The sequence below is a fragment of the Mesorhizobium sp. WSM1497 genome, from assembly GCF_001672455.2.
GTDB lineage: Bacteria > Pseudomonadota > Alphaproteobacteria > Rhizobiales > Rhizobiaceae > Mesorhizobium > Mesorhizobium ciceri.
This window is the reverse complement of record NZ_CP021070.1, coordinates 2,817,746-2,838,743: the sequence shown is the minus strand read 5'-3', so window position 1 is coordinate 2,838,743 and position 20,998 is coordinate 2,817,746. Positions and strand designations below refer to the sequence as shown.

General features: G+C 61.9%; 19 protein-coding genes. 2 read left to right on the top strand and 17 right to left on the bottom strand.

What is annotated here, in order from left to right; genetic code table 11:
- Nucleotides 1-9: 9 nt before the first annotated feature.
- On the top strand, nt 10-429 hold the full coding sequence (locus A9K65_RS13695; RefSeq protein ID WP_064994731.1) for a LysR family transcriptional regulator: 420 nt from the start codon (nt 10-12) through the stop codon (nt 427-429).
- On the opposite strand, the gene A9K65_RS13690 is transcribed toward A9K65_RS13695, so the two are convergent.
- From A9K65_RS13690 to A9K65_RS13630, 13 genes are all read right to left on the bottom strand, one after another.
- Complete coding sequence (locus A9K65_RS13690) at nt 421-648, bottom strand: DUF2274 domain-containing protein (RefSeq protein WP_064994730.1); 228 nt, start codon at nt 646-648, stop codon at nt 421-423. The genes A9K65_RS13695 and A9K65_RS13690 overlap by 9 nt on opposite strands.
- Nucleotides 645-1,829: a TrbI/VirB10 family protein gene (locus tag A9K65_RS13685; protein WP_064994729.1), complete on the bottom strand. Its 1,185-nt coding sequence runs from the start codon at nt 1,827-1,829 to the stop codon at nt 645-647. The genes A9K65_RS13690 and A9K65_RS13685 overlap by 4 nt, the downstream gene beginning before the upstream one ends.
- The gene (gene trbG, locus A9K65_RS13680) at nt 1,826-2,887 is read right to left on the bottom strand and encodes a P-type conjugative transfer protein TrbG (protein WP_064994800.1); all 1,062 of its coding nucleotides are present in this window, start codon (nt 2,885-2,887) and stop codon (nt 1,826-1,828) included. Before trbG ends, A9K65_RS13685 begins: the two co-directional genes overlap by 4 nt.
- Nucleotides 2,887-3,573 carry a conjugal transfer protein TrbF gene (gene trbF / locus A9K65_RS13675; protein ID WP_064994728.1) on the bottom strand — a complete coding sequence of 229 codons (687 nt, stop codon included), beginning with the start codon at nt 3,571-3,573 and terminating at the stop codon, nt 2,887-2,889. Before trbF ends, trbG begins: the two co-directional genes overlap by 1 nt.
- Nucleotides 3,570-4,940, bottom strand: coding sequence for a P-type conjugative transfer protein TrbL (trbL, locus tag A9K65_RS13670; RefSeq protein WP_064994727.1), 1,371 nt, complete (start codon nt 4,938-4,940; stop codon nt 3,570-3,572). The genes trbF and trbL overlap by 4 nt, the downstream gene beginning before the upstream one ends.
- The gene (gene trbK-alt, locus A9K65_RS13665) at nt 4,937-5,299 is read right to left on the bottom strand and encodes a putative entry exclusion protein TrbK-alt (protein ID WP_084016040.1); all 363 of its coding nucleotides are present in this window, start codon (nt 5,297-5,299) and stop codon (nt 4,937-4,939) included. Before trbK-alt ends, trbL begins: the two co-directional genes overlap by 4 nt.
- An 11-nt stretch (nt 5,300-5,310) precedes the next feature.
- Nucleotides 5,311-6,024: a P-type conjugative transfer protein TrbJ gene (gene trbJ, locus A9K65_RS13660; protein WP_245322112.1), complete on the bottom strand. Its 714-nt coding sequence runs from the start codon at nt 6,022-6,024 to the stop codon at nt 5,311-5,313.
- 32 nt (nt 6,025-6,056) lie between these two features.
- Complete coding sequence (trbE, locus tag A9K65_RS13655) at nt 6,057-8,606, bottom strand: conjugal transfer protein TrbE (protein ID WP_064994724.1); 2,550 nt, start codon at nt 8,604-8,606, stop codon at nt 6,057-6,059.
- 10 nt (nt 8,607-8,616) lie between these two features.
- Nucleotides 8,617-8,880 (bottom strand): VirB3 family type IV secretion system protein, encoded by a 264-nt coding sequence (locus tag A9K65_RS13650; RefSeq protein ID WP_064994723.1) that lies wholly within the window; start codon nt 8,878-8,880, stop codon nt 8,617-8,619.
- Nucleotides 8,880-9,176, bottom strand: a complete 297-nt coding sequence (locus A9K65_RS13645) for a TrbC/VirB2 family protein (protein ID WP_064994722.1) — start codon at nt 9,174-9,176, stop codon at nt 8,880-8,882. The genes A9K65_RS13650 and A9K65_RS13645 overlap by 1 nt, the downstream gene beginning before the upstream one ends.
- Nucleotides 9,177-9,226: 50 nt before the next feature.
- The gene (gene trbB, locus A9K65_RS13640; RefSeq protein WP_198327633.1) at nt 9,227-10,192 is read right to left on the bottom strand and encodes a P-type conjugative transfer ATPase TrbB; all 966 of its coding nucleotides are present in this window, start codon (nt 10,190-10,192) and stop codon (nt 9,227-9,229) included.
- Between the two features lie 214 nt (nt 10,193-10,406).
- Entirely contained in the window at nt 10,407-10,808 is a 402-nt protein-coding gene (locus tag A9K65_RS13635) for a CopG family transcriptional regulator (RefSeq protein ID WP_064994798.1), read from the bottom strand.
- Between the two features lie 54 nt (nt 10,809-10,862).
- Entirely contained in the window at nt 10,863-12,860 is a 1,998-nt protein-coding gene (locus A9K65_RS13630; RefSeq protein WP_064994797.1) for a conjugal transfer protein TraG, read from the bottom strand.
- A 214-nt stretch (nt 12,861-13,074) separates the two neighbouring features.
- Here A9K65_RS13630 and A9K65_RS13625 point away from each other — a divergent pair, with 214 nt between their 5' ends.
- On the top strand, nt 13,075-14,013 hold the full coding sequence (locus tag A9K65_RS13625) for a hypothetical protein (RefSeq protein WP_064994721.1): 939 nt from the start codon (nt 13,075-13,077) through the stop codon (nt 14,011-14,013).
- A 111-nt stretch (nt 14,014-14,124) separates the two neighbouring features.
- Here the strand turns inward: A9K65_RS13625 and A9K65_RS13620 are convergent, their stop codons facing one another.
- The 4 genes from A9K65_RS13620 to A9K65_RS13605 form a co-directional block, all read right to left on the bottom strand.
- Nucleotides 14,125-14,619, bottom strand: a complete 495-nt coding sequence (locus A9K65_RS13620; protein ID WP_157678479.1) for a hypothetical protein — start codon at nt 14,617-14,619, stop codon at nt 14,125-14,127.
- Between the two features lie 69 nt (nt 14,620-14,688).
- Nucleotides 14,689-15,711, bottom strand: a complete 1,023-nt coding sequence (locus tag A9K65_RS13615; RefSeq protein WP_064994719.1) for a DUF3883 domain-containing protein — start codon at nt 15,709-15,711, stop codon at nt 14,689-14,691.
- 292 nt (nt 15,712-16,003) lie between these two features.
- Nucleotides 16,004-17,668: a hypothetical protein gene (locus A9K65_RS13610; protein WP_064994718.1), complete on the bottom strand. Its 1,665-nt coding sequence runs from the start codon at nt 17,666-17,668 to the stop codon at nt 16,004-16,006.
- A complete protein-coding gene (locus tag A9K65_RS13605) occupies nt 17,665-20,820 on the bottom strand; it encodes an SNF2-related protein (RefSeq protein ID WP_064994717.1) in 3,156 nt (1,051 codons plus the stop codon). The genes A9K65_RS13610 and A9K65_RS13605 overlap by 4 nt, the downstream gene beginning before the upstream one ends.
- Nucleotides 20,821-20,998: the final 178 nt, after the last annotated feature.

The following is a 20,998-nucleotide window of genomic DNA, read 5'->3' as shown; positions in this document are numbered from 1 at the left end:
GGAAGCGTGATGCGGCGACGCGTCCAGCTCGTCACGCTTGACTGCGCACTTGTCATCGCTGAGGAAGGCAGCTTTCTCGCCGCTTCCCGACGCTTGGGGATCCACCATTCCGCTCTCAGCCGACGCATCCGAGACCTTGAGCACTCGCTTGGCACCGCTCTTTTCGAACGTCATTCCGGCGGTGTCCGGCCAACCCTGGCCGGCGCGGGACTCCTGCGCAACCTCCGTCGCGTTCTGGCCGACCTCGACGGGACACTCACCATGGTCCGGACGGCCCGGGACGTGCAAGGCGGCAGCCCGGCGACCGGTCTGGAGGCGCCCCTGCATGCCACCGAGATTCTGGATGCAGTTACTGATGTCATTCGAAGCAGGCCGGATGTCAGCCTCCGCCTTGTGGAGACGAAACGCGGCGCGGCGCGCTCACCTTGACCTGGTATTGCGCCGGGCCGTGCTGAACGCCCTGTCCGTCATCATGAACCGGGCCAGCATCGGAGCGATCAGTTTTGCCGGATCGGCGACCGTCTGTCCCGTCTCGCGGCCCAGCACTTCGGCGTAGGCGACAAGATCGCGATGAACGGCGGCGGGAAGTTCGACCGTGATCTTGACTGGCCGATCATCGGGAATTGCAGAGAGCTTCAGCTTCGTCACGACGGGTCCCTTCCGTACGGCGCCAGCACAAGGTCGCGATTGACGATCACGCGAACCGGAAATCCAGGGCGTATCGTCAGCGTTGGCTGGACATCGAGCTGGCGGCCGACGATCTGCTGGCCAACATTGCCCATCGAATTCTGTGTGCTTTCGCGGATCGCCTTGGCGATGTCACTCTCGCCGTCGCTGGAACCGAGGCTGCTGCCGACACCCAGCAACGTCGAAAGCGCAGCGGCGCGAAACAGCTGACCCCAGTGATGGTCGACCTCGTCTTCAAGTCCGGAAAAACCCTGGGAATCTGCGCCCTGCTGGCGCTCGAGCACGATGGAGGTGCCATCAGGCAAGATCAGCCTGTTCCAGACCAGCAGCACACGGGACTGGCCGAAGGCGACCTGGCTGTCGTACTGGCCGATGAGCTTCGCGCCCTGCGGTATCAGGAGGTACGATCCTGTCGGGCTATCGTAGACATTTTCGGTGACCTGAGCGGTGATCTGACCGGGAAGGTCGGAACGGATCCCGGTGATGAGAGCAGCCGGAATGACCGTGCCGGCCTGCACGACATAGGGCGAGGCCTTTTCGGCGAGCCGATCGGGGCTGACGGTGCGGCGATCCGGTTCGGCACTGACGAAGGCGAGCTTGTGGTCCACGGCCGACGGAAGCCCGGACGGCGAAGTCAGGCCGGACGCAGGGCCCGCCGCGCTGTCGCCTGCGGCGACACCCTGTCGCCCCGGATCTGTCCGCGCACTGGTGTCGGCAAAGAGTTTTGCCATGCGCGCAGCCTCGATCTCTGCGAGGCGGCGCTGTTCTTCCGGATCAGCGCGGGGCGAGCTGATCGCGGGAGCAATGACAGGCCTGCCCTGCTCCTGCGCACGCAGGATCGGCCGGCCGAGATCGCCAGGCAGCGCGGGCCCGAGTTTCGGAACGCCGGTGTAGTCCTTCGGCAGTGTCTGCAGCCCGTCGGCGGTCGAGCGGTTTTCAGTGGTGAAGAGTTCGGACGGCTGCCCGTTGCCGCGCCGGCTGGTATCGAGTGCCCACACCAGTGTGCCGAGGATGGCGACACCAGCGACCCCGCCAAGACCGATCAGCACCTTGCGCGAAAGGCGCGTCACTCTGGCAGGCTCCGGGCGCAGACGCAGTTCAGCCCGGATGTCCCGGCTCGAGCCAGTCACAGCGTCGCTCATCGAAACAGTCCCGCGCTACGCTGCGGCCGGGTCCCGTCGGTGCGCACGATGCGGACGCGCTTCTCGCTCGTCCTGTCGCCGAGCCTCAGCTCGGCCGCAGCGAACAGGCGGTCGACGACATAATAGTTCTGCCGGGCGCGGTAGTTGACCAGTTCGGAGCCCCCTGACGGGCTGATGACGAACAGCGGCGGCATGTCTCCCTGGCCAATGCCCGACGGGAACTCGATATAGACCTTTGCGCCATCGTCGAACGCACGCAGCGGCTTCCAGGGTGCCGCGTCACCCTCGATGCGATAGCGGAAGTTGAGCTTCTGGATGTCGACGCCGGCAGCGACCGGCTGCGCTGCGGAAGCCTGCGCGTTCTGGCGCCGCAGCGCGATGAGCTGGTCCTGCGGATACTGCCAGGACACCGACGCCATGTAGGTTTTTTCGGTCGACCGCAGCTCCAGATGATAGGTGCGCCGGTCGCTGTTGATGACAAGGTTGGTCTGAAGGTCGGGCCGTGTCGGCTTGACGAGGATGTGGACCTGCAGCCGTTCCCCTGACCCGCTCTGCGTGTCGCCGATGATCCAGCGCACGGTGTCGCCGGCGGCAACTGGTCCGGAGCCGACGAGCTGTTCACCCGGCTGCAGCGCGATGTCGGTGACCTGACCGGGCGCGGTATAGATCTGGTAGAGCGCGCCATCGCTCCAGGGATAGAGCTGGATCGCGTTGATAAAGCCGTCGCGGACCGGCTGCATGCGTGCGGCCTCATTGGCCTGGCTGATCCGCTGTCTGGGATCGGCCGGCTCGGGCTTGGCCCTGCTGATCCCGACCGGCTTCAGCTGACCCGGGAGCGGAAGCGGTTTCGGCAGTTCCACCACCTTCACCGGACCGGGCGGGTCGAGTTTCTGCACGGCGGGGACCGCATCGTCATACCGGATCTCTGGCGGGATGTATTTTTTCGAGGCACAGCCGGGGAGCGCCGTCGCCGACAGCAATACCAGCCCAAGCAAACGTACCCTTGTGATGCCGCGGGTGGTCTGTCTCGTCGTCTTGCGCGTTCGTGCCGCAGACATCATGAAAGCTCCTTCGACCAGTTGATGGCATTGACGTAGACGCCGAGCGGATTGGCCTTCAGCCGGTCGGCGTCGCGGGGCTGCTGAATGACGATGGTGAGGATGGCGGTCCAGCGCTCGGTGCTGGCCAGGCTGCCGTTCTCGTAACGGCGCTCGGTCCAGGCAACACGGAACGAGTCCGGCGAAGCCCGGATGACGCTGGAGACCTCGACCGCGATCTGGATCTTCCCGACCCTGGCAAAAGGGTCATTCAGCCGGGCGTAGTCGTTCAGGGAGACGGCGCCGCGGTCGGTCGTGTAGTCGTAGGCGCGCAGCCAGTTCTGGCGGACGATGACCGGATCGTCCGGGATGCTTCTCACCTGCTCGATGAAGCGGGCGAGATGCCATGCGATCTGCGGATCTGTCGGCCTGTAACCGGCCACGGCGGAGGCGACAACCTGCGCTTCGCCGAGCCTGTCAACCTGAACGACCCATGGAACCACGGAGCCACGCGTCGACTGCCAGACCAAAGCGGATGCGAAACCGCCTGCCAGCATGAGGGAACCGAAGGCCATCAGCCGCCAGTTTTTCGCCTGGACGCGCGCCGAGCCGATGCGCTCGTCCCAGACCTGCGCAGCACGCTGGTAGGGCGTTTCTGGCTGCGGTGCCTTGCCATAACGGACGGAAGGACGTCTGAAGAGGTTCATCGGCGATCATCCTGACTGAGGGAAACATTCATCGAGCCGCCGCCATGGTCGCCGGAGCGGACGGAATGCGCGGCCATGCTGGCGCCATGGCTCATGGTCTGGCCGCGCTTCATGCGGTTGGCCCATTCCGGCGGAGATCCCGCACTGGCTTCGCCGCCAGAACTACGCCCTGAAGCAGCCACTCCCGATGGCTGCTCCCCACCGGTCGCAGTCCATGCGGCCGAGCGGCCGGCCTGCTGGCTGGAAGACAGGGCTGACGCCGCCCGCGACATCGCCTGCTTCACCGGCTGGACAGCGGCACCAGCGCCGGCCCTTGCAACACCCGCCATGCCGGCGGCAATCGAGCCTGCGCCGCTCTGTCCGGATGTTGCAGCGGCAAGTCCCCAGGCGGTCGAGGTACTGCTGGCAAGATGCGCGCCGCCACGGGCAGCGGCTGCTGACATGCGCCCTCCGGCACTGATCGCACTCGCGCCGCCACCCAATCCGGCGCGGACGCCCATGGCACCGGCAGCACCCAGGCCGATGGCTCCAAGACTGGTGCCCACGGCAGCGCCTGCACCGAGCTGCGGTGCTCCGGAAACGAGGCCCGTCGCGATGCCGGGACCGAAGATCGACAGGCCCATCAGCGAGAGGGCGCCCAGCACAAGCGACAGCGCATCCGTGATCGTGGGCTGTTCGGCGCCGAAGCCGCGGGTGAACTCGCCAAACAGACCCGAGCCGATGCCGACGATGACGGCGAGCACGAGGATCTTCACGCCGGAGGCGACGATGTTGCCGAGCACTTTCTCGGCGAGGAAGGCAGTCCTGCTGAACAGTGCGAAGGGGATCAGCACGAAGCCGGCAAGTGTCGTCAGCTTGAACTCGATCAATGTGACGAAGATCTGGACGGCGAGGATGAAGAAGGCGATCAGCACGATTGCCCAGGCGATCATCAGCACTGCGATCTGGACAAAATTCTCGAAGAAGGAGACGTAGCCCATCAGCTGGCTGGCGGCTTCGAGGATCGGATTGCCGGCGTCGATGCCGACCTGCGCAACACGTCCCGGCTGCAGGAGTGCCGAGCCCGAAAGTGCGGATCCTCCTGCCTTCAGGCCCAGCCCCGAGAAACTCTCGAAGATAATGCCCGCGAGACGGTTGAAGTTGCCGATGATGAAGGCGAAGAAGCCGATATAGAGGGTTTTCTTCACCAGCCTGTGCAGCAGGTCCTCGTCCGCCCCCCAGGCCCAGAACAGTCCGGCGAGCGTGATGTCGATGACGATCAGGGTGGAGGTGAGGAACGCGACTTCCCCACCAAGCAGGCCAAAGCCGGAATCGATGTAGCGGGTAAAGGTCTCCAGGAAGCGGTCGATGACGCCGGTGTCGTTCATGGCGCCACCGTGCTCTGTCGGTGTTGGTCTTCCGTACCCGGTGAGGTCGATGGCTGAACAGGCAGAAGCCGGCTCTGGTCCTTGCCAACCGGGGGATCCGCATAAACGTGCTGTGGCGACTGCAGGAAACGCCGGCGGCTTTCCGCCCAGGCCTTCCTGCAGGCCTCGTCAGCAATCGCGGCCACTCCGATGTCCCGGCATCGCGCAAGTTCGACCGTTGCCGGCTCGCCGCCCGGATGTGCGGAGCGCGGGGGGGACGCGTCCTGCGAGCCGTCGCCGCGCAGCACCATGAAGGCGGCGGTCATGGCGGCGCCAAGGGCGAGAACGGCTGTCATCCGGGCGGCGATTCTAAAATCCATGATGACCAGCCTCAGTCGTGAAACATCTTCACGGATGACGGGCTGTAGCCACTGCCCGTCATGAAGCGGCTGAACTGTTCACGCGCCTGCTCCTGTGCGGCGGCCGTCCTTGCCTGTTCCAGAGCGGCAGCCCGTCCCTGCGCCGCCAGCATTGCGGTGAGATCGGCGACCTGTTTTGCCTGCACCGCGAGAAGCTGGTTGCCGGCCTGAGTCGCCTGCAGCACACCGACGGCCGACTGGCTGACGCCGACCAGCGCGCTCGTCTGTTGTTGCGTCCCCTCGATATTGTCGACAGCGACGGCTCCTGCTTTCACCGAATGCTCGAACGCCGACACCGAGGTCTGCCAGCGTTCACGCGCGCCATCGACAAGCTGCTGGCTGGAAAGGTCCGAACCAATATTCTCGTAGGTCGAAGTGAATTGGCTCTCGATATCCTGGACGCTGTAGGCGAGCCTGTCGGCCTCGCCGAGCAGGGTTTTCATCTGCGAGAAATTCCCTTCGATCTGGCCAAGCAGCGAGGTTGGCAGCGAGGTCAGGTTTTTCGCCTGGTTGATCAGCATCTGGGCCTCGTTCTGAAGCGAGGTGATCTGGTTCCGGATCTGCTCCAGCGCGCGTGCTGCCTGCAGCAGATTCTGGCTGTAGTTGGTCGGGTCAAAAACGATGAACGCCGATGCCGGCTGCGACGACAGGCTGACTGCCATGGCGATGACGCTCGCAGCTGTCATGTGGCGGAGGCGAAGATTCTTTGGGAGGCAATTCATGACAAGATCTCCTTGGCGGATTGGTCGATGATATTGGTGAGATCGGGAATGAGATCGGCCGCCCAGGAGAGACCGCGGTTCGCAAGCCAGGACTCCAGGAAATGTTCTCGGCCGGACTCAGCAACAATCCGGTCGATCGCTGTCTGATCGGACCTCGACGACGCGGCGCACAGTGCCAGCGCAACCGGACCGAGCCCCAGCTCAAACAGGCGGTTGCCGCGGCGCGACTGACAGTAATAGTCGCGCTTCGGCGTCGCGCGGGCGACGATCTCGATCTGGCGGTCGTTGAGCCCGAACCGGCGATAGATCGCTGTGATCTGTGGCTCGATCGCGCGCTCGTTGGGCAGGAACAGCCGTGTCGGGCAGCTTTCAACGATGGCCGGCGCGATCCTGCTGCCGTCGATGTCGGAGAGCGACTGCGTGGCGAAGATGACGGAAGCGTTCTTCTTCCTCAGCGTCTTCAGCCATTCACGCAACTGATCGGCAAAGCCGCCGTCATCGAGCGCCAGCCAGCCCTCGTCGATGATCAGCAGTGTCGGCCGGCCATCCATTCGCTGTTCGATGCGGTGAAAGAGATAGGCAAGCACGGCCGGTGCCGCACCGGTGCCGATCAGCCCTTCGGTCTCGAACGCCTGTACGGATGTGTCACCAAGACGTTCGTGCTCGGCATCGAGGAGCCGTCCATAGGGACCGCCGATGCAGTAGGGCCGCAGCGCCTGCTTCAGCGGCGAGGACTGGAGCAGCACGGTCAGGCCGGTCAGCGTCCGCTCCTGAACCGGAGCGCTGGCCAGTGATGTCAGTGCTGACCAGAGATGTTCCTTCACCTCCGGCGTCACGGGGACGCCTTCGCGCAGAAGAATGTCGACAAGCCAGTCGGCTGCCCAGGCACGCTCCGGAACGTGGTGGATGCGGCCAAGCGGCTGCAGCGAAATTGCGTCGATGTCGTCCGGCAGATCCGCCAGGGTCAAAAGGGCAAGCGGATCGTCCGCTCCGTGCCCGTTCGGCGCACTGCTGCCGAGATTGTGCCAGTCGCCCTCCATAGCGAGCATAGCCGCGCGGATCGAGCCACCAAAGTCGAATGCAAAAATCTGGCTGTTCCCGTAGCGCCGGAACTGCAGGGCCATAAGTGCCAGCAGGACCGACTTGCCCGCACCCGTCGGACCCACGACAAGGGTGTGACCGACATCGCCGACATGCAGGCTGAAGCGGAACGGCGTCGCGCCTTCTGTCCTGGCGAAGAACAGCGGCGGTGCACGAAAATGGTCATCCTCGACGGGTCCCGCCCAGACTGCCGATAGCGGGATCATATGAGCCAGATTCAGCGTCGATAGTGGCGGCTGGCGGACATTCGCATAGACGTGACCGGGAATGCTGCCGAGCCAGGCTTCGATGGCGTTGACCCTCTCGGCGATGCACGTGAAATCGCGCCCCTGGATCACTTTCTCGACCAGCCGAAGTTTCTCGTCTGCGATCGACGGATCGGCATCCCACACCGTCAGTGTCGCCGTGACGTAAGCCTGGCCGATCTGGTCGGAGCCGAGGTCCTGCAGGGCCGCGTCCGCATCGGCTGCCTTGTTGGCCGCGTCGGTGTCGACGAGCAGGGATGCCTCATTGGTCATCACCTCCTTGAGGATCGCGGCGACGGACTTCCGTTTTGCGAACCACTGGCGGCGGATCTTCGTCAGCAGCCTGGTCGCATCGGTCTTGTCGAGCAGGATCGCCCGCGTCGACCAGCGGTAGGGGAAAGCAAGCGGATTGAGATCGTCGAGGATCCCCGGAAAGGTTGTGGTCGGAAACCCGATGATGGTCAGCGTGCGCAGATGGATGTCGCCCAGTCGCGGCTCCAGTCCACCGGCAAGCGGCTGGTCGACCAGAAGTGCATCGAGATGCATCGGTGTTTCCGGAACACGGACACGATGACGCCTGGTCGAGACTGTCGAGTGCAGGTAGGTCAGTGTCTCGCCGTCATCGAGCCATGCAGCTTCCGGAACAAAGCCTTCGAACAGATCCAGCACACGATCGGTACGGTCGACGAAGCTTTTCAGCAGTTCCCGGGGATCGACGCCGCTCTTTTCCCGGCCTTCGTAAAGCCAGTTCTCCATCCGCGAGACGTCCTCTGCCGGCGGCAGCCAGACGAAGGTGAGAAAATAGCTGCTCTCGAACAGCTCTCCGTCCGGCTGGCGACCGCTCCACTGCAACGATCCCTGACCGACCTCATTCTCGAACTGCTCGCGCCGCTCGATGTCGAGAAGCGCAGATGCAGAATCCGGGAACCGGCTGTCGGGATAGCTGGTGGCGGGATTGCGCTGCGCTTCGACGAAGATCGCCCAGCCCGAGCCGAGACGGCGGAGCGCGCCGTTCAGCCGGGCGGTTGTGCCGACCAGTTCCGCCGGCGTGGCGGAATCCAGATCGGGACCGCGGAAGCGGGCAGTTCTCTGGAAGCTGCCATCCTTGTTGAGCACCACGCCCGGTGCAACAAGGGCTGCCCAGGGCAGGTAGTCGGCGAGGCTGGACGGTCGTTTGCGATATTCGGCGAGGTTCATCATCCACAAACCCTCAGCAGCCGAAATGCGCGGGATAGCGAAGGTGCCGGCGAGCGACGTCGACGAACTGTGCATCGCGTTTCGCCGCCCAGACGGCGGCGAAATGCCCGATCGCCCAGATGACAAGGCCGACGATCCAGAGCCTCAAGCCCAGACCGACCGCGCCAGCCAGCGTGCCATTGGCGATGGCGACCGCGCGTGGCGCGCCGCCGAGCAGGATTGGTTCGGTCAGGGCACGATGCACGGGTGCGAAAAAGCCGCGGACTTCCTCCTCCATCAGATCAGCGCTCCGCCGCCGAAAGAGAAAAACGACAGGAAGAACGAGCTCGCCGCGAAAGCGATCGACAGTCCGAACACGATCTGGATCAGGCGCCTGAAGCCTCCGGACGTATCGCCGAAGGCGAGCGACAGCCCGGTGACAATGATGATGATCACCGCGACGATCTTGGCGACCGGTCCCTCGACAGATTCGAGGATCTGCTGAAGAGGTTCTTCCCACGGCATGGACGAGCCTGCGGCGCGGGCAGGCACAATCATCATGGCCACGACTGCAGCAGTCACTGCGGCACGCATGACCAGAGCATCAGGGCTGGGGATAGACGAAGAAGTGAAGCGGATCGGATTCATTCTTGGGGCTCCATGGAGGACTGGGGATCTGTGGCTGGGGCAGTCTCGAGCCTGGCTTCGAGCGTGCGGTAATCACCGGTGGCGGGATCGAGCCCTTCGACCCATGCGATCTCGGCGAGACGGCGCGCGGCACCCCTGCCGGCGAGAACTACGATGAGGTCGATGGTATCGGCAATGAGCGCGCGCGGGACCGTGACGACGGCCTCCTGCACGAGCTGCTCGAGCCGCAGCAGTGCGCCAGCGGCGGAACCTGCGTGGATGGTGCCGATGCCGCCTGGATGACCGGTGCCCCAGGCCTTCAGGAGATCGAGCGCTTCGGCGCCTCGCACTTCACCGATCGGGATGCGGTCGGGGCGAAGCCGCAGTGAAGACTTCACCAGATCGGAAAGCGAGGCGACGCCGTCCCTGGTGCGCAGTGCCACGAGGTTCGGTGCAGCACATTGCAGTTCACGCGTGTCCTCGATCAGCACGACGCGGTCGGCGGTTCTGGCGACCTCGGCCAGCAGCGCATTGACCAGCGTCGTCTTGCCAGTCGACGTACCGCCGGCAACCAGAACGTTTTTCCTTCTTTCGACGGCAAGCCGCAGCACGTCGGCCTGGCCAGCGGTCATGATGCCGGCGCTGACGTAATCCTCGAGGGTAAATACTGCGACCGCCGGCTTCCTGATGGCGAAGGCTGGTGCCATGACGACAGGCGGCAGCAGGCCCTCGAAACGTTCGCCTGTCTCCGGTAGTTCGGCCGAGACGCGCGGCGAGGCCAGATGCACTTCCGCGCCGACGTGGTGGGCGACCAGGCGGATGATGCGCTCGCCGTCGGCCGGGACCAGCATTTCATCGGTGGCGCAGAGCCCTTCCCTCAGCCGGTCGACCCAGAGGCGCCCGTCCGGGTTGAGCATCACCTCGACGATATCAGGATCTTCAAGGAAGCGGGCTATGGCCGGCCCAAGCGCCGTGCGCAGCATGCGCGCGCCGCGCGACACCGCTTCCCTGCCAGAATGATGATTGCCTGCCACGATGATCCCCATTCACTGCGGCGAGCCTGTTCGTGCCGCGGTCGGGGATAATTAGAAGAGGCATGAATAGCAGCCTTGCAACAGGCAAAACGGGCGATCGCAACGCGGCGTGCAGAGACCTGCAAAATGCGGTGCGACGATCTTGCCGGCTTGCCGACGCCCGTCATCGCGACGGGGAATCATCCGCGTCGGCTGGCAACGCCGGCGGGACGTCATCAGCGATTTCCTGTCTGAGCTTTGGTCCTTTGCTCAGCCTGCGGCCAAGCGCGTCAACGAACGCGTCATACCGCTGCAGACCTTTTGCGCGGGCTTCGGCTTGCGCGGATTCCGGCAATGCCGGGGTCGAGTTGAGCCAGAAGCGGACGAACAGCGCCAGTGTCTCGATGGCGATACCGACATCACGCTCGACACGCTGCACGCGCCGGTCGATCTGGTCGAGGCGCCTTGTGATCGCCGCCTCCTTCCGCTCCTCGGCGTCCGGCGACAGGAACGAGGCAATCGCGGCCTCGGCTATCAGCGACAGCGACACGTCGCGCCGTGCCGAATAGTCGGCAAGCGCGTTCATGACGTCAGGATCGAGATAGGCCGAGAGCCGTCTTTTCTTCGCGTTCTTCACGGGTCAGAGCCCGATGCCGTCGTCGGGATCGAGGGTGGCCTGCCGTGCAGCGCGCCGCATGGCCTGATCGACCGCGCGTCGACGCAGCGCATGATCGTCGGATTCGTCCCGGTCCAGATCGAACTCGTCGCTGCGCTGCACCGCCCGTTCCGGCGCGACATCCTCGTGTTCCAGGAGCTCAGGCTGGCGGCGGATGCCGCCATTTGCAGAATCCTCGTTCTGCGCATCCTCAGAAGTCCTGGATTGCAGAGAATTGCCTTCCGGCACCGCAGGGACTGTAGCGCCGGTCCAGTCATCCGGGCGCAATGGTCCTGAGGCCGTTTCAGGCTTCGGTGGCAGAAGGACGCGCGCGGCAAGGCGTGGATCGGAAAAATAGCGTGCCTTCCTGGCCCGAATTGGGAACAGGCCCGAAACCATGACGATTGCATCGGTCGGTGGTAGCTGCATGATCTCGCCAGGCGTCATCAGCGCACGCGCTGTTTCCTGCCGTGAGACCATCAGATGGCCGAGCCAGGGCGACAGTCTGTGGCCGGCATAGTTTTTCATGGCGCGCATCTCGGTTCCGGTTCCAAGCGAGTCGGACACGCGCCTGGCTGTGCGCTCGTCATTGGTGGCAAAGCTCACCCGCACATGACAGTTGTCGAGGATGGAATTGTTCGGCCCGTAGGCCTTCTCAATCTGGTTGAGCGACTGGGCAATCAGGAAAGACTTGATGCCGTAGCCCGCCATGAAAGCCAGCGCCGACTCGAAGAAATCGAGCCGGCCGAGAGCCGGAAACTCGTCGAGCATCATAAGCAGACGATGTCGGTGATCCTTTGCATGGAGATCCTCCGTTAATCTACGGCCTATCTGGTTGAGGACGAGCCGGATCAGCGGCTTGGTACGGCTGATGTCGGAGGGCGGCACGACAAGATAGAGTGTCGCTGGCCGCCCGTCCTCGACCAGATCGGCGATCCGCCAGTCGCAGCGGGACGTCACCTTGGCCACCACCGGATCGCGGTAGAGGCCCAGAAAACTCATGGCCGTCGAAAGCACGCCTGACCGCTCGTTCTCCGATTTGTTGAGCAGTTCGCGCGCGGCCGACGCCACGACCGGATGCGGTCCGCCATCGCCGAGATGGCGCGTCAGCATCATGGTGCGCAATGTCGTCTCGATCGGCCTTTGCGGGTCGGAAAGGAAATTCGCAACTCCGGCAAGCGTCTTGTCCGTTTCGGAATGAAGGACATGCAGGATGGCGCCGACCAGCAGAGCGTGGCTGGTCTTCTCCCAGTGGTTCCTGCGTTCCAGCGAGCCCTCGGGATCAACCAGCACGTCGGCGACGTTCTGCACGTCGCGGACCTCCCATTCGCCACGTCTCACTTCCAGCAGAGGGTTGTAGGCGGCAGATGACGCATTGGTTGGATCGAAGAGCAGGATGCGGCCAAAGCGCGCGCGCCATCCGGCCGTCAGTTCCCAGTTCTCACCCTTGATGTCGTGGACAATCGCCGAACCCGGCCAGGTAAGCAGCGACGGAATGACAAGGCCAACGCCCTTGCCGCTTCGCGTCGGCGCGAAACACAGCACGTGTTCGGGACCATCATGGCGCAGATATTCCCGCTCGAGCCTGCCGAGTACCACGCCGTCCGGGCCAATCAGGCCTCCCGCCACGATTTCGTCCCGCGTTGCCCAGCGTGCCGAACCATACGTGGCCGCGTTCTTCGCCTCGCGTGCCCGCCATACCGACATGCCGATTGCCACAGCGATCGCCACGAAGCTGCCGCTTGCCGCTATTAGCGCACCCTCGAGAAAAACCTCTGGTGCATAGGCATCGTAAAAGAACCACCACCAGAACAGAGCGGGCGGTGAATAGAACGGGTAGCCCGCGAGTTCGAACCAGGGCGGACCCAGCTGCGCCTGGAAACCCAGTCGCCACGCCGTCCATTGCGTTCCACACCAGGTGGTGGCGAGTACGATCAGAAGGACCGACAGAACTTGGCCCCACAGTATTCTGGTTGCCGGCACGTTTCGTCTCATTTGGCTAATCGATCGGAGCGATCAGAAAATGTCGAATTCACAGGTACGCAAGGACGCAGGTCCCGCCAGGTCAGCCCGACGTGCAAAGACTTGCCTGGTGCGACTGACTGTTAACAAGATAGGTAGAGGTGGTAAGCAAGGAATATTCTTGCAAAGCAGTTGGACCTTTGAAGAAGTACCAGCGATTTTCCAGCGAGGTGACATGCCCGAAATCACGATCAAGAATTTTGACAGGTCATTGCCTGACCACTTCGTTGTGAAGCTGGAGGAAGCAGCAGAGAAGGGCTGGTGGCGTGACGTCCTCGAAGACCGCGAACTCGTGATCGCGCTTCGCGGCAAATCCCTGAATGTCTACTGGAAAGGTCAGTCAATCTTCAAGGTCGAGGCAGGGCCTCTCGCACTAAGGGCAAGCACGCACGAGAAATTCCTGCTCGACCCGAAGCTCAGCGGTCAGATCGCCTTCGATGGTGAAAGATTCGATGTCACCGCGCTCGGGACCAAGGCCTTCCTCAAAAGCTACGAAGGACCCAAGTCGATTGCCCTGATGAAGCGGGCAGCGGGCATCTATTCCGGCAAGGAAAAAAGCGGTTGCCACTCAATCGCGATCGCAAATCCGCAAGTGGTCGACGTAGAGATCGCGTTGCCTGGAACGGTCGAGCGGAATGAACCAGGCGACGAAATCACTTCGCCACGTATCGACCTGCTCGCACTGGAGCCGCAGGGAACGGACAAAGCCCGCCTTGTGTTCTGGGAGGCCAAAGACTTCAAGAATCCGGAACTCGGCAGCATCCGATCCAGACTTCCGGCGCCGGTTCTGGCGCAGATCGCAACATATCGCGCCATCCTGGAAGCCTATAGGCCCGACCTGGAGAAAAGCTACACGAGGTTGTGCAGCAATCTGCGCAGGATCCGTGGTGCGGGCGGTCAAGCTGTTCACCCGCTGGTCGACGAGGTCGCTATCGGCGCCCGGAAAATCACTCTGGGAGATACGCCGCAGGTCAACCTTGTTGTCTTTGGCTTCGACGCCGGTCAGAAGCAATATGCGAATTGGCAGGCGCACCGGGCCGCTCTCGAGCAGGCACTCGCTTCAGATGGCGGTCGCCTTCATGCGGTAGGCGATCCCAAAGGCATACGACTTTGACACCGCCCCAATGTCCACGAGTCAAAGAAAGGAATCGCTCGATATCGAGGACGCGCGATGATGGTTTGAAGCTGCAGCGGTTCGTACGACAGGTACAGTATGCAAGCAGCGCTATTGCTGCAGTTGTTCGGCATCTTTTTCAGTGGCCTTCAGCTCTGCAACAATTTGTAGTGCGCGTGGAGCAACACGGTGGTCGTCGACAGCTTCCGTCAGAAGTCGCCTGTCTGATACCGCATAAAGGTTCTCGATCAGCCCGTCTGGCGGCATCTTCATGTAGGGGTAGTTGGCCTTTGCACCCTTTAGTGCCCATTTTTGTAGCTGTATGCCATGGCTCCGGTCATGAGCCGTTCCGTCCCGGTTGACTGCGGCGATCTTCTTCCCGTTTACGACGAAATGCAGGTGATCCTGCCCGTCCGGAATATGAGCGGTATGGTACATAATGCGCCTGCCCTTTCCGAGATCGACGTAGGGCTTGGCTTCCATCAACAGTAGTATAGTCTGCTGAGCCTCCAAATCGTCTTCGCTGAGATGGTAGAAGACGTAGCCAATTTTTCCTCCGGACGGCCTTTTGAGCGACCTGAGAAAATCCCTGAATGATATGACCAACCTTTCCTCCATGCCTGAGAGCAATACATTGCAAACGTTCCCGCAATTAGCTCGGGAAAGGGCTTCACCTTATTTGGTTCCGGATGTCAGCCGGGCCCCCATCAGGGGTGTAACAGCCAGTGGCCTTTGTGTAATCTGACAGCGCCATTCGCCACCCTTGAAGGCGAAGATGTGAAGGCGTCCGCCTTCCTCGAGGGCACTTGTCACGACGCCAATCCGGTATTTCGAAGCCCACGATATTTCAGCTTCCGCTTTCAGCATCGCGAGGTACTCGTTTGGCGTCATTTCAACGAGCAATTCATTTGCCCGCCGACCCTTGACCTCGATCTTTAGGCCGTCATCGGTCTCCAGATCCCAACCTTTGTTCTCGGTTTCGACAGATCTCACGACGCAGCCACGGCACTCGTAGTAGTTCCAGACTGCGTCGATCGCGGCGTCTTCGATCTCGCGACGCAGGATCGGGTCGACGTTTCGCAATCGGCCACGCTTCCGGCGTTCTTCAGGCGCCCTTTCCCGCACAATCCCGACCGGCCGCAGTCCACTGCGCTTCAGCCGATCGAGATACCGGCAGATCTCGGCGTCGAAAGACGGGTTCAATCGCGAAATGTAGCAAACCGGGCTCTGCCCCTGGTGGCTTTTGGCCCCCTTGTACATGTCAAAGGTCCGCTCGGCAGGCGGGATCAGATAGCATAGGTCGGCTGGTGCTTCGGCAGAAAATGTGGGACGCGACCGCTTCAATCCTTTCCGTCGATATCGATGGAGACTCGCATCTTCGTACCAGCCGATCATACGCGTCCGCTTGGTTGCCGGCGTAGCCGTGAAGATCACTGTTACTCCGTCGATCACGTCCTTGTCCTCCGCGCCCGGATCCAGCACGGCGAGATCTATATGATCGGAGTGAACCTGTACGTAGCCGCGGCATCTGTCGTTCTCAACGAGAAAGTTCTCACGTTCACCACCTATGTCGCCGTCGTTCTCACGCAGCCAACGGAAATGAGGACGGGGAAGATTGTCCTCGGGACCGGCATATTCGCTCATCCAGCGCGTGTTGAAGATGATCGTCTTTCCGCTTCTTGGCATGTCGTATCCCATTGAAGTTTTCCTCGGCGATCCAAACTCCGAACGATACTTAAAATACATCTCGCTTATATCCGTAGACGAATATTTTCGCTAGTTATATTCAATCTTCAAGCTAAAAGTATAATTTCAAAATCCGGTCTGCCAATGGCGCCGAGTTGTATTCCGCCAACGTCCGATTCTGATCCCGGCAGTCGTCCTCCGCAATAGACCGGAAAGCCTTGAAAAGATCGAGGACCGGTAGCTGAATTGGCTCTGCTCGTTTCTTCTGAATCTGTACCAGCAGTCTGTCGAAAACCTGCAGATCCTAATCAAAGGCGTCCTTGCTATCAGCATAGTCCACCACGCCCCGCAATTTGCGCGGCTCGGGTTTTTCAGCGATCGAAAATTCGCTGGGAAGGCCTATCTCAGGTCCTTCGCCGAACGGGAACGACAAGCCGTAACCGATGGCGAACCGGTTGAAGTCGCTGCTGACGGCTCCGTCCATCGAGAAGTCTTTGGGGACGGGAACCTGCAGCAACTTGTAGGGAGGAATACCTGCCCGGTCATGCTGGAAGGCTTTGTAGGTAGACGAGATGGCTTCCGTGTACCAGCTCGATCTTGAGCCGCCACCGCCGAGAAACGCGATCAAGGGTTTCATGCGGGATGGTGCGAGCTGGCCAATGAACTTGCGCTCGTAGTCGCGGTTCTGGATTGCGTCGACCTGCCAGTCTCGCCCGTCTTTGAACTTGGCAGTCATAATCACTTCCGCCACCAGCCGCCGAACCTTGAGGGTCGCGTCAGATCCCTTTTCAGGGCCGCATGAGGTCATGAGACGCTCGAAACTCGTGGCGTCGATCGGACCGTCGGCTCCTCCTATCGCGGCGGCGATCGCCGCGAGTCCCAACGACGCGACCTTGCCCGAGTAGAAATTGATCCGCCGTTCACCCTTCCGATTGATGTAGTTGAAGGCCACTCCATCAACGGTGCCCCCTCCGATATCGAAGTAGACGTAGATACCTTCCAGTGCTTCGCGAGACATTACAAACGACTGAACCGCCGCAGCGATTTCAGGCACAGCGTGAAAGTCGCTCACTTCGGCATCGAGACGGGGAAGCGTGGCGGCGTAGGCCGCAAGGGCCTCGCGCAGGGTTGCCGGGATCGCGCCGCCCCTGACCCACAGCCAGGCGACGCCAAGCACCTCCTGGAATGTTTTCAGCACGATAGAGTCGTAGTGTTCGACAGGAACACCGACGTTTGCGGACCACACGGCAGAACGGCCTTTCAGCCGATCGGCTTGGTTCCCGGCTATCCATGACTGGCTCCTCGCGATAACCGAGGCAAGGAACCAGGATGAAAGGGCTTTCACTGACTCAGGCGCGTTTGGATCGACGCCCTTGACCTCGGGAAGCAAGTCCCCGATCGGCACGCCGGCGAGACGCATTTTCAGGTAGGGGATGTGAACCGGCGATCTGACAGACCTTGCGGCATCACCAAGGTACAGGCGGCCCGTCTGCGAGATGACAACGACAGACGGCACCAGAGCTTCGGCAGCGCCGGCCGATACGACACCGGATTCCTCGGTCCCCACATCGCGATAACACACCTTCGTGAAGCTCGTGCCGAAATCGATGCCCAGGTTGATTGCCACGGGACGCAAGGCCCGCGGCGGCGCCGGCTTTTCCACCTTCGCAGGCGAACGGCTGGCCCTGGATGTCGGTGAAAGTCTGGCGGTCTTCGGCGCCTTGGTTTCTGTTCTGGCGGTGGCCGGCGCCAGCCTTGCCGGGCGCACGGGTGACGGTGCAGCGAGAGGTAGGGGAGCGGCCTGCTGATGCGGCGGTTCCGGCGCCCGCGCGCCTTCCGTACCGGCAGCCGCGCTGTCGTCCTTTCGGTCCTTCACTGGCGTCATCGGCGCTTCGCGGGTAGCTGATGTCCGCATGCCGCCCAGGACGCGCTCGCGCAGGACCTTCAATCTTTCGCGCCAGCCGGTCATCGCGCCACCACGCGGATCACCCCGGCGGCCAGAGGTATCATGGTCGGATCGACGACGCGTCTTTTGCTTACCCGGTCAAGCTTGGTCTTGAGCTGTTCCTCTTCCTTTCGGATCAGGCCTTCGGTCATGGCGACGGGCCGAAGGTTTCCCTCGTTTCTGAAGCGCTGGATGCGCGCCTTCAGTCCTTCCAGGCGCCGGCTTGCCAGCTTCTCGGCGCTTGTCCTCTGCTGATCGCAGCGAACGGCGTTTTCCGCCTCGAAATCGGCCAGCCTCTCTCCGAAAACCTCGCCCAAAGCGTCCTCGCAGGCGAGCGCAGCTTCGGAAATGACGTGCATGTCGGGCAGAACGTTGACGGCGTTTGGGAGTGACTGCCCTATACGGGCGGCAATGGATACAAGTTGTTCCGACTGGGCTGTGCTCAGCGCATCGCCGGCACCGACCCGGATCGCCCGGAATGTCAGCGACTGTTCCGATCTCAGCCCGACAAAAGACCAGCGATGTGCGCAGAATACATAGTCGCCCGGCGGCACGCCGACCTCGTCGGCGACGACTTTCATGGCGCTAACCGGGTGGAGCTGATCGAGCTCGGATTCATACTGCGCCCTGATCCAACGAACCAGCGGGTGGCTTGGCTCGATGAACTCCGCATCGGCGGGCGTCTCGTCAGACTTACGGGGGTCGAAGACGCACAGAACCGGCCGGTTGCTTCTGTGGAGGGCCGTCCGCGTGGACGGTCGCCGCTCGGAGATGAAATAGCCAAGCGAAGCGCGCGCTTCCTCGGAAAGAACGATTCTCGCCCCGTGTTCGATCGCGTCGACAGGCTCGATTTTCGTGCGTGGGAATTTGCGGGCGAAGAAATCCTCGACAAGGGAACGAAGTTCCTCGGCGCTAAGCCATCGCCCTTTTTCGCGACTATCTTTCACATGGTCCAGAATGTAGTCCGAAAAGCCGACGAGGTTTACAGCTTCCTCCTCGAGTCTCTCCTGTTCCTTTCGTGTATTGCGGATGGCGAGCTCTGCCTGTGCCGACCGGCCTTCGCGTTCGGCGTCCGTGAGGTTCGGATTGAACAGAGCGACGACCAGTTGCTCGGTCACTTGGCCAAGAATGTCTTCAAGGTCACCGATGCTTTCGCGAAACACATTGATCCGCTCGTAGAGCCGCAGCAGGATTCGATCCTCGATCGTGTTCTCGACCGAGAGGTTGACGATCGAAATCCTCTCCGCTTTTTGCCCCAGACGATCCAGGCGGCCTATGCGCTGCTCAACTTTCATAGGGTTCCACGGCAGATCATAGTTTACGAGAAACCGACAAAACTGAAGATCGATGCCTTCGCTGCCCACTTCGGAGGACAGAAGAACCGACGGCCCGGTCGCAGTCGCAAAATTGCGAATGATATCGTCCTTGGCCGCGCCCATGTCACCCATGATTAGCCCAATCCTGATCCCGTCGGCTGCGAGACGGCGCCGCAGGTATTTGAGCGTTCCGCGGAAGAAGGCAAAGATGACGAATTTCTCCGCCTGGTTCTTTGCCAGCTCCGCCGTGAGGAAGGCCTTCAGAGCGCTGTACTTCTGATCGCCTTCTTCGAGCGCCGCGAGGTCGCAGACCACAGCAAACGGCTCGCTTCCGGCATCAGGCCCACGGCCTGTGTCATCAACAATACCCGCCGCGTCGGCCATTAGTTCGGGCGACAGCCCGAAATCTTCCCAGAGGAGATCGGCAAGCTGCCCGCTGTCGCGCCAGCTTTCCAGCGCCCCGACGATGGAGCTTGCCATCTGCCGCTGGCGCGCAACGAGCGAGAACAGAGAAACACCGCTTCTACCCACCGCCTCGTCGCGGATCCGTTGCGTGACGTGGTTGTACAACGACAGCTCCGGCTCGCTGAACCGGACGCTAAGCGTCTGCGGAGCACGCTCGACGTGCCTCTCCAGCACTTCGCGTTTGCGACTGCGTGTCATGTATTGCGAAAGCAGGGAACGGCTTTCGAGGAGACGCAGAATCTCCACCCGGCGCTCCGTGTCGAGCTGGCCGTCATGGAGCGATTGCTGGATACGGATGAGAACCGGATCGGTCCTGAAATAATCGGATTCTCGTGCGTCCACCAGGGCTTCAAGGGCTCCGCCCAGATCGGCGGGCTGCTGCCATAGGCAGCGTTGCGCGCGTACGATGCAGGAATTGGCGCTCAAGATCTCCTGGAAAAGGAACGAGTCATAGAACTGGTCGGGATCGATGAGCCGGAGCAGCTGGAAAAGGTTGTCGCTCCCAATCTGTATGGGGGTCGCGGTAAGCAGAATGAGGTGGTGACCGGCCTCGCGCAGAAGCCGGGCAAGCCGGTTGTTGCCCGTTGACGGATTGCGAAGGTAATGCGCCTCGTCAATGATGACGAGATCGAAGATGGCGAAGTCTTCGGTCGCAGTGTTCTCATCGAGCAGTCGAGCGAAGCGGGCTTTCACACCGCCGGACTTCTCATCTTCGTAGTTCGCCGGCGGACGAAGGCCTTCCAGACTCGTGATGTAGACGAAGGAGTCAGATGTCCTGTGATCGGCGACGTCCTTCACGCGATCGAGCAGATCGTGGGCAGAGATTATTTCGCCGGTAATGTTGAAACGCTTCCGAAGATCGCTGCGCCATTTTTCGCGTAGCATCGCTGGACAGACGATCAGCAACCTGCGCGCCGATTCCCGCGCCTGTAGTTCTTTCCAGATGTAAGTCGCCTCAATCGTCTTGCCGAGGCCGACCTCGTCGGCGATCAGCATCCGGCCGACTGGCGACTCGATGAACCGCATAACGGGCTTGAACTGGTGGGGATAGAAGTCGGTATTGCTCGCTTCCATCGAGTAGAAGATGTTTGTCAGCTCGCCTTTGATTTTCTCGAAAGTTAGAACGCGGCGAAGGTCGCTAGGGCCACCGAAGACGCCGCGCTCGAGCAGGTCGATGAAATCTTTCGTCTCGTTGACCGGTTCCAGCAGGTCGTAGCGCTTGAACTGCTTCTCATTGGGGCCGAAATCCACTTCCACCATGAGAAAGCTGCCGGCGCGTTTGATCCTGCCGGTGGTCGTCCCCTGACGACCGGGATTGTCTCGGAGCCGCACACGGGTTCCTGAGGACTCCGCGTCCCAGTCAGATTCAATGTTTTCGGGATTCACCCCCGCCATGCCCCCCCTCCCTTGGGCCAGCCGTTTACGCCAATGAAAATCTACGGACGCAGGGGCGGCTATACAAGGAATTTGTTCTGCCGGCGCGGACCACACACGAAGAGTGTCTGGAGGGCGGTGGCGGGTGGCTCCGATCGGGGTGCTCAAATCTGGTTGGTGAATGGTGCACCGGCGGGAC

Bases quoted from the DNA above. Each gene is read 5' to 3' on its own strand.
- trbB (WP_198327633.1), bottom strand. From the start codon at position 10,192: ATGCTGCGCACGGCGCTTGGGCCGGCCATAGCCCGCTTCCTTGAAGAT.
- trbK-alt (WP_084016040.1), bottom strand. From the start codon at position 5,299: ATGGATTTTAGAATCGCCGCCCGGATGACAGCCGTTCTCGCCCTTGGC.
- trbJ (WP_245322112.1), bottom strand. From the start codon at position 6,024: ATGACAGCTGCGAGCGTCATCGCCATGGCAGTCAGCCTGTCGTCGCAG.
- A9K65_RS13695 (WP_064994731.1), top strand. From the start codon at position 10: ATGCGGCGACGCGTCCAGCTCGTCACGCTTGACTGCGCACTTGTCATC.
- trbL (WP_064994727.1), bottom strand. From the start codon at position 4,940: ATGAACGACACCGGCGTCATCGACCGCTTCCTGGAGACCTTTACCCGC.
- A9K65_RS13605 (WP_064994717.1), bottom strand. From the start codon at position 20,820: ATGGCGGGGGTGAATCCCGAAAACATTGAATCTGACTGGGACGCGGAG.
- A9K65_RS13635 (WP_064994798.1), bottom strand. From the start codon at position 10,808: ATGAACGCGCTTGCCGACTATTCGGCACGGCGCGACGTGTCGCTGTCG.
- A9K65_RS13610 (WP_064994718.1), bottom strand. From the start codon at position 17,668: ATGACCGGCTGGCGCGAAAGATTGAAGGTCCTGCGCGAGCGCGTCCTG.
- A9K65_RS13685 (WP_064994729.1), bottom strand. From the start codon at position 1,829: ATGAGCGACGCTGTGACTGGCTCGAGCCGGGACATCCGGGCTGAACTG.
- A9K65_RS13650 (WP_064994723.1), bottom strand. From the start codon at position 8,880: ATGGAGGAGGAAGTCCGCGGCTTTTTCGCACCCGTGCATCGTGCCCTG.
- trbF (WP_064994728.1), bottom strand. From the start codon at position 3,573: ATGAACCTCTTCAGACGTCCTTCCGTCCGTTATGGCAAGGCACCGCAG.
- trbE (WP_064994724.1), bottom strand. From the start codon at position 8,606: ATGATGAACCTCGCCGAATATCGCAAACGACCGTCCAGCCTCGCCGAC.
- A9K65_RS13615 (WP_064994719.1), bottom strand. From the start codon at position 15,711: ATGGGATACGACATGCCAAGAAGCGGAAAGACGATCATCTTCAACACG.
- A9K65_RS13625 (WP_064994721.1), top strand. From the start codon at position 13,075: ATGCCCGAAATCACGATCAAGAATTTTGACAGGTCATTGCCTGACCAC.
- trbG (WP_064994800.1), bottom strand. From the start codon at position 2,887: ATGTCTGCGGCACGAACGCGCAAGACGACGAGACAGACCACCCGCGGC.
- A9K65_RS13645 (WP_064994722.1), bottom strand. From the start codon at position 9,176: ATGCGTGCCGCAGTGACTGCTGCAGTCGTGGCCATGATGATTGTGCCT.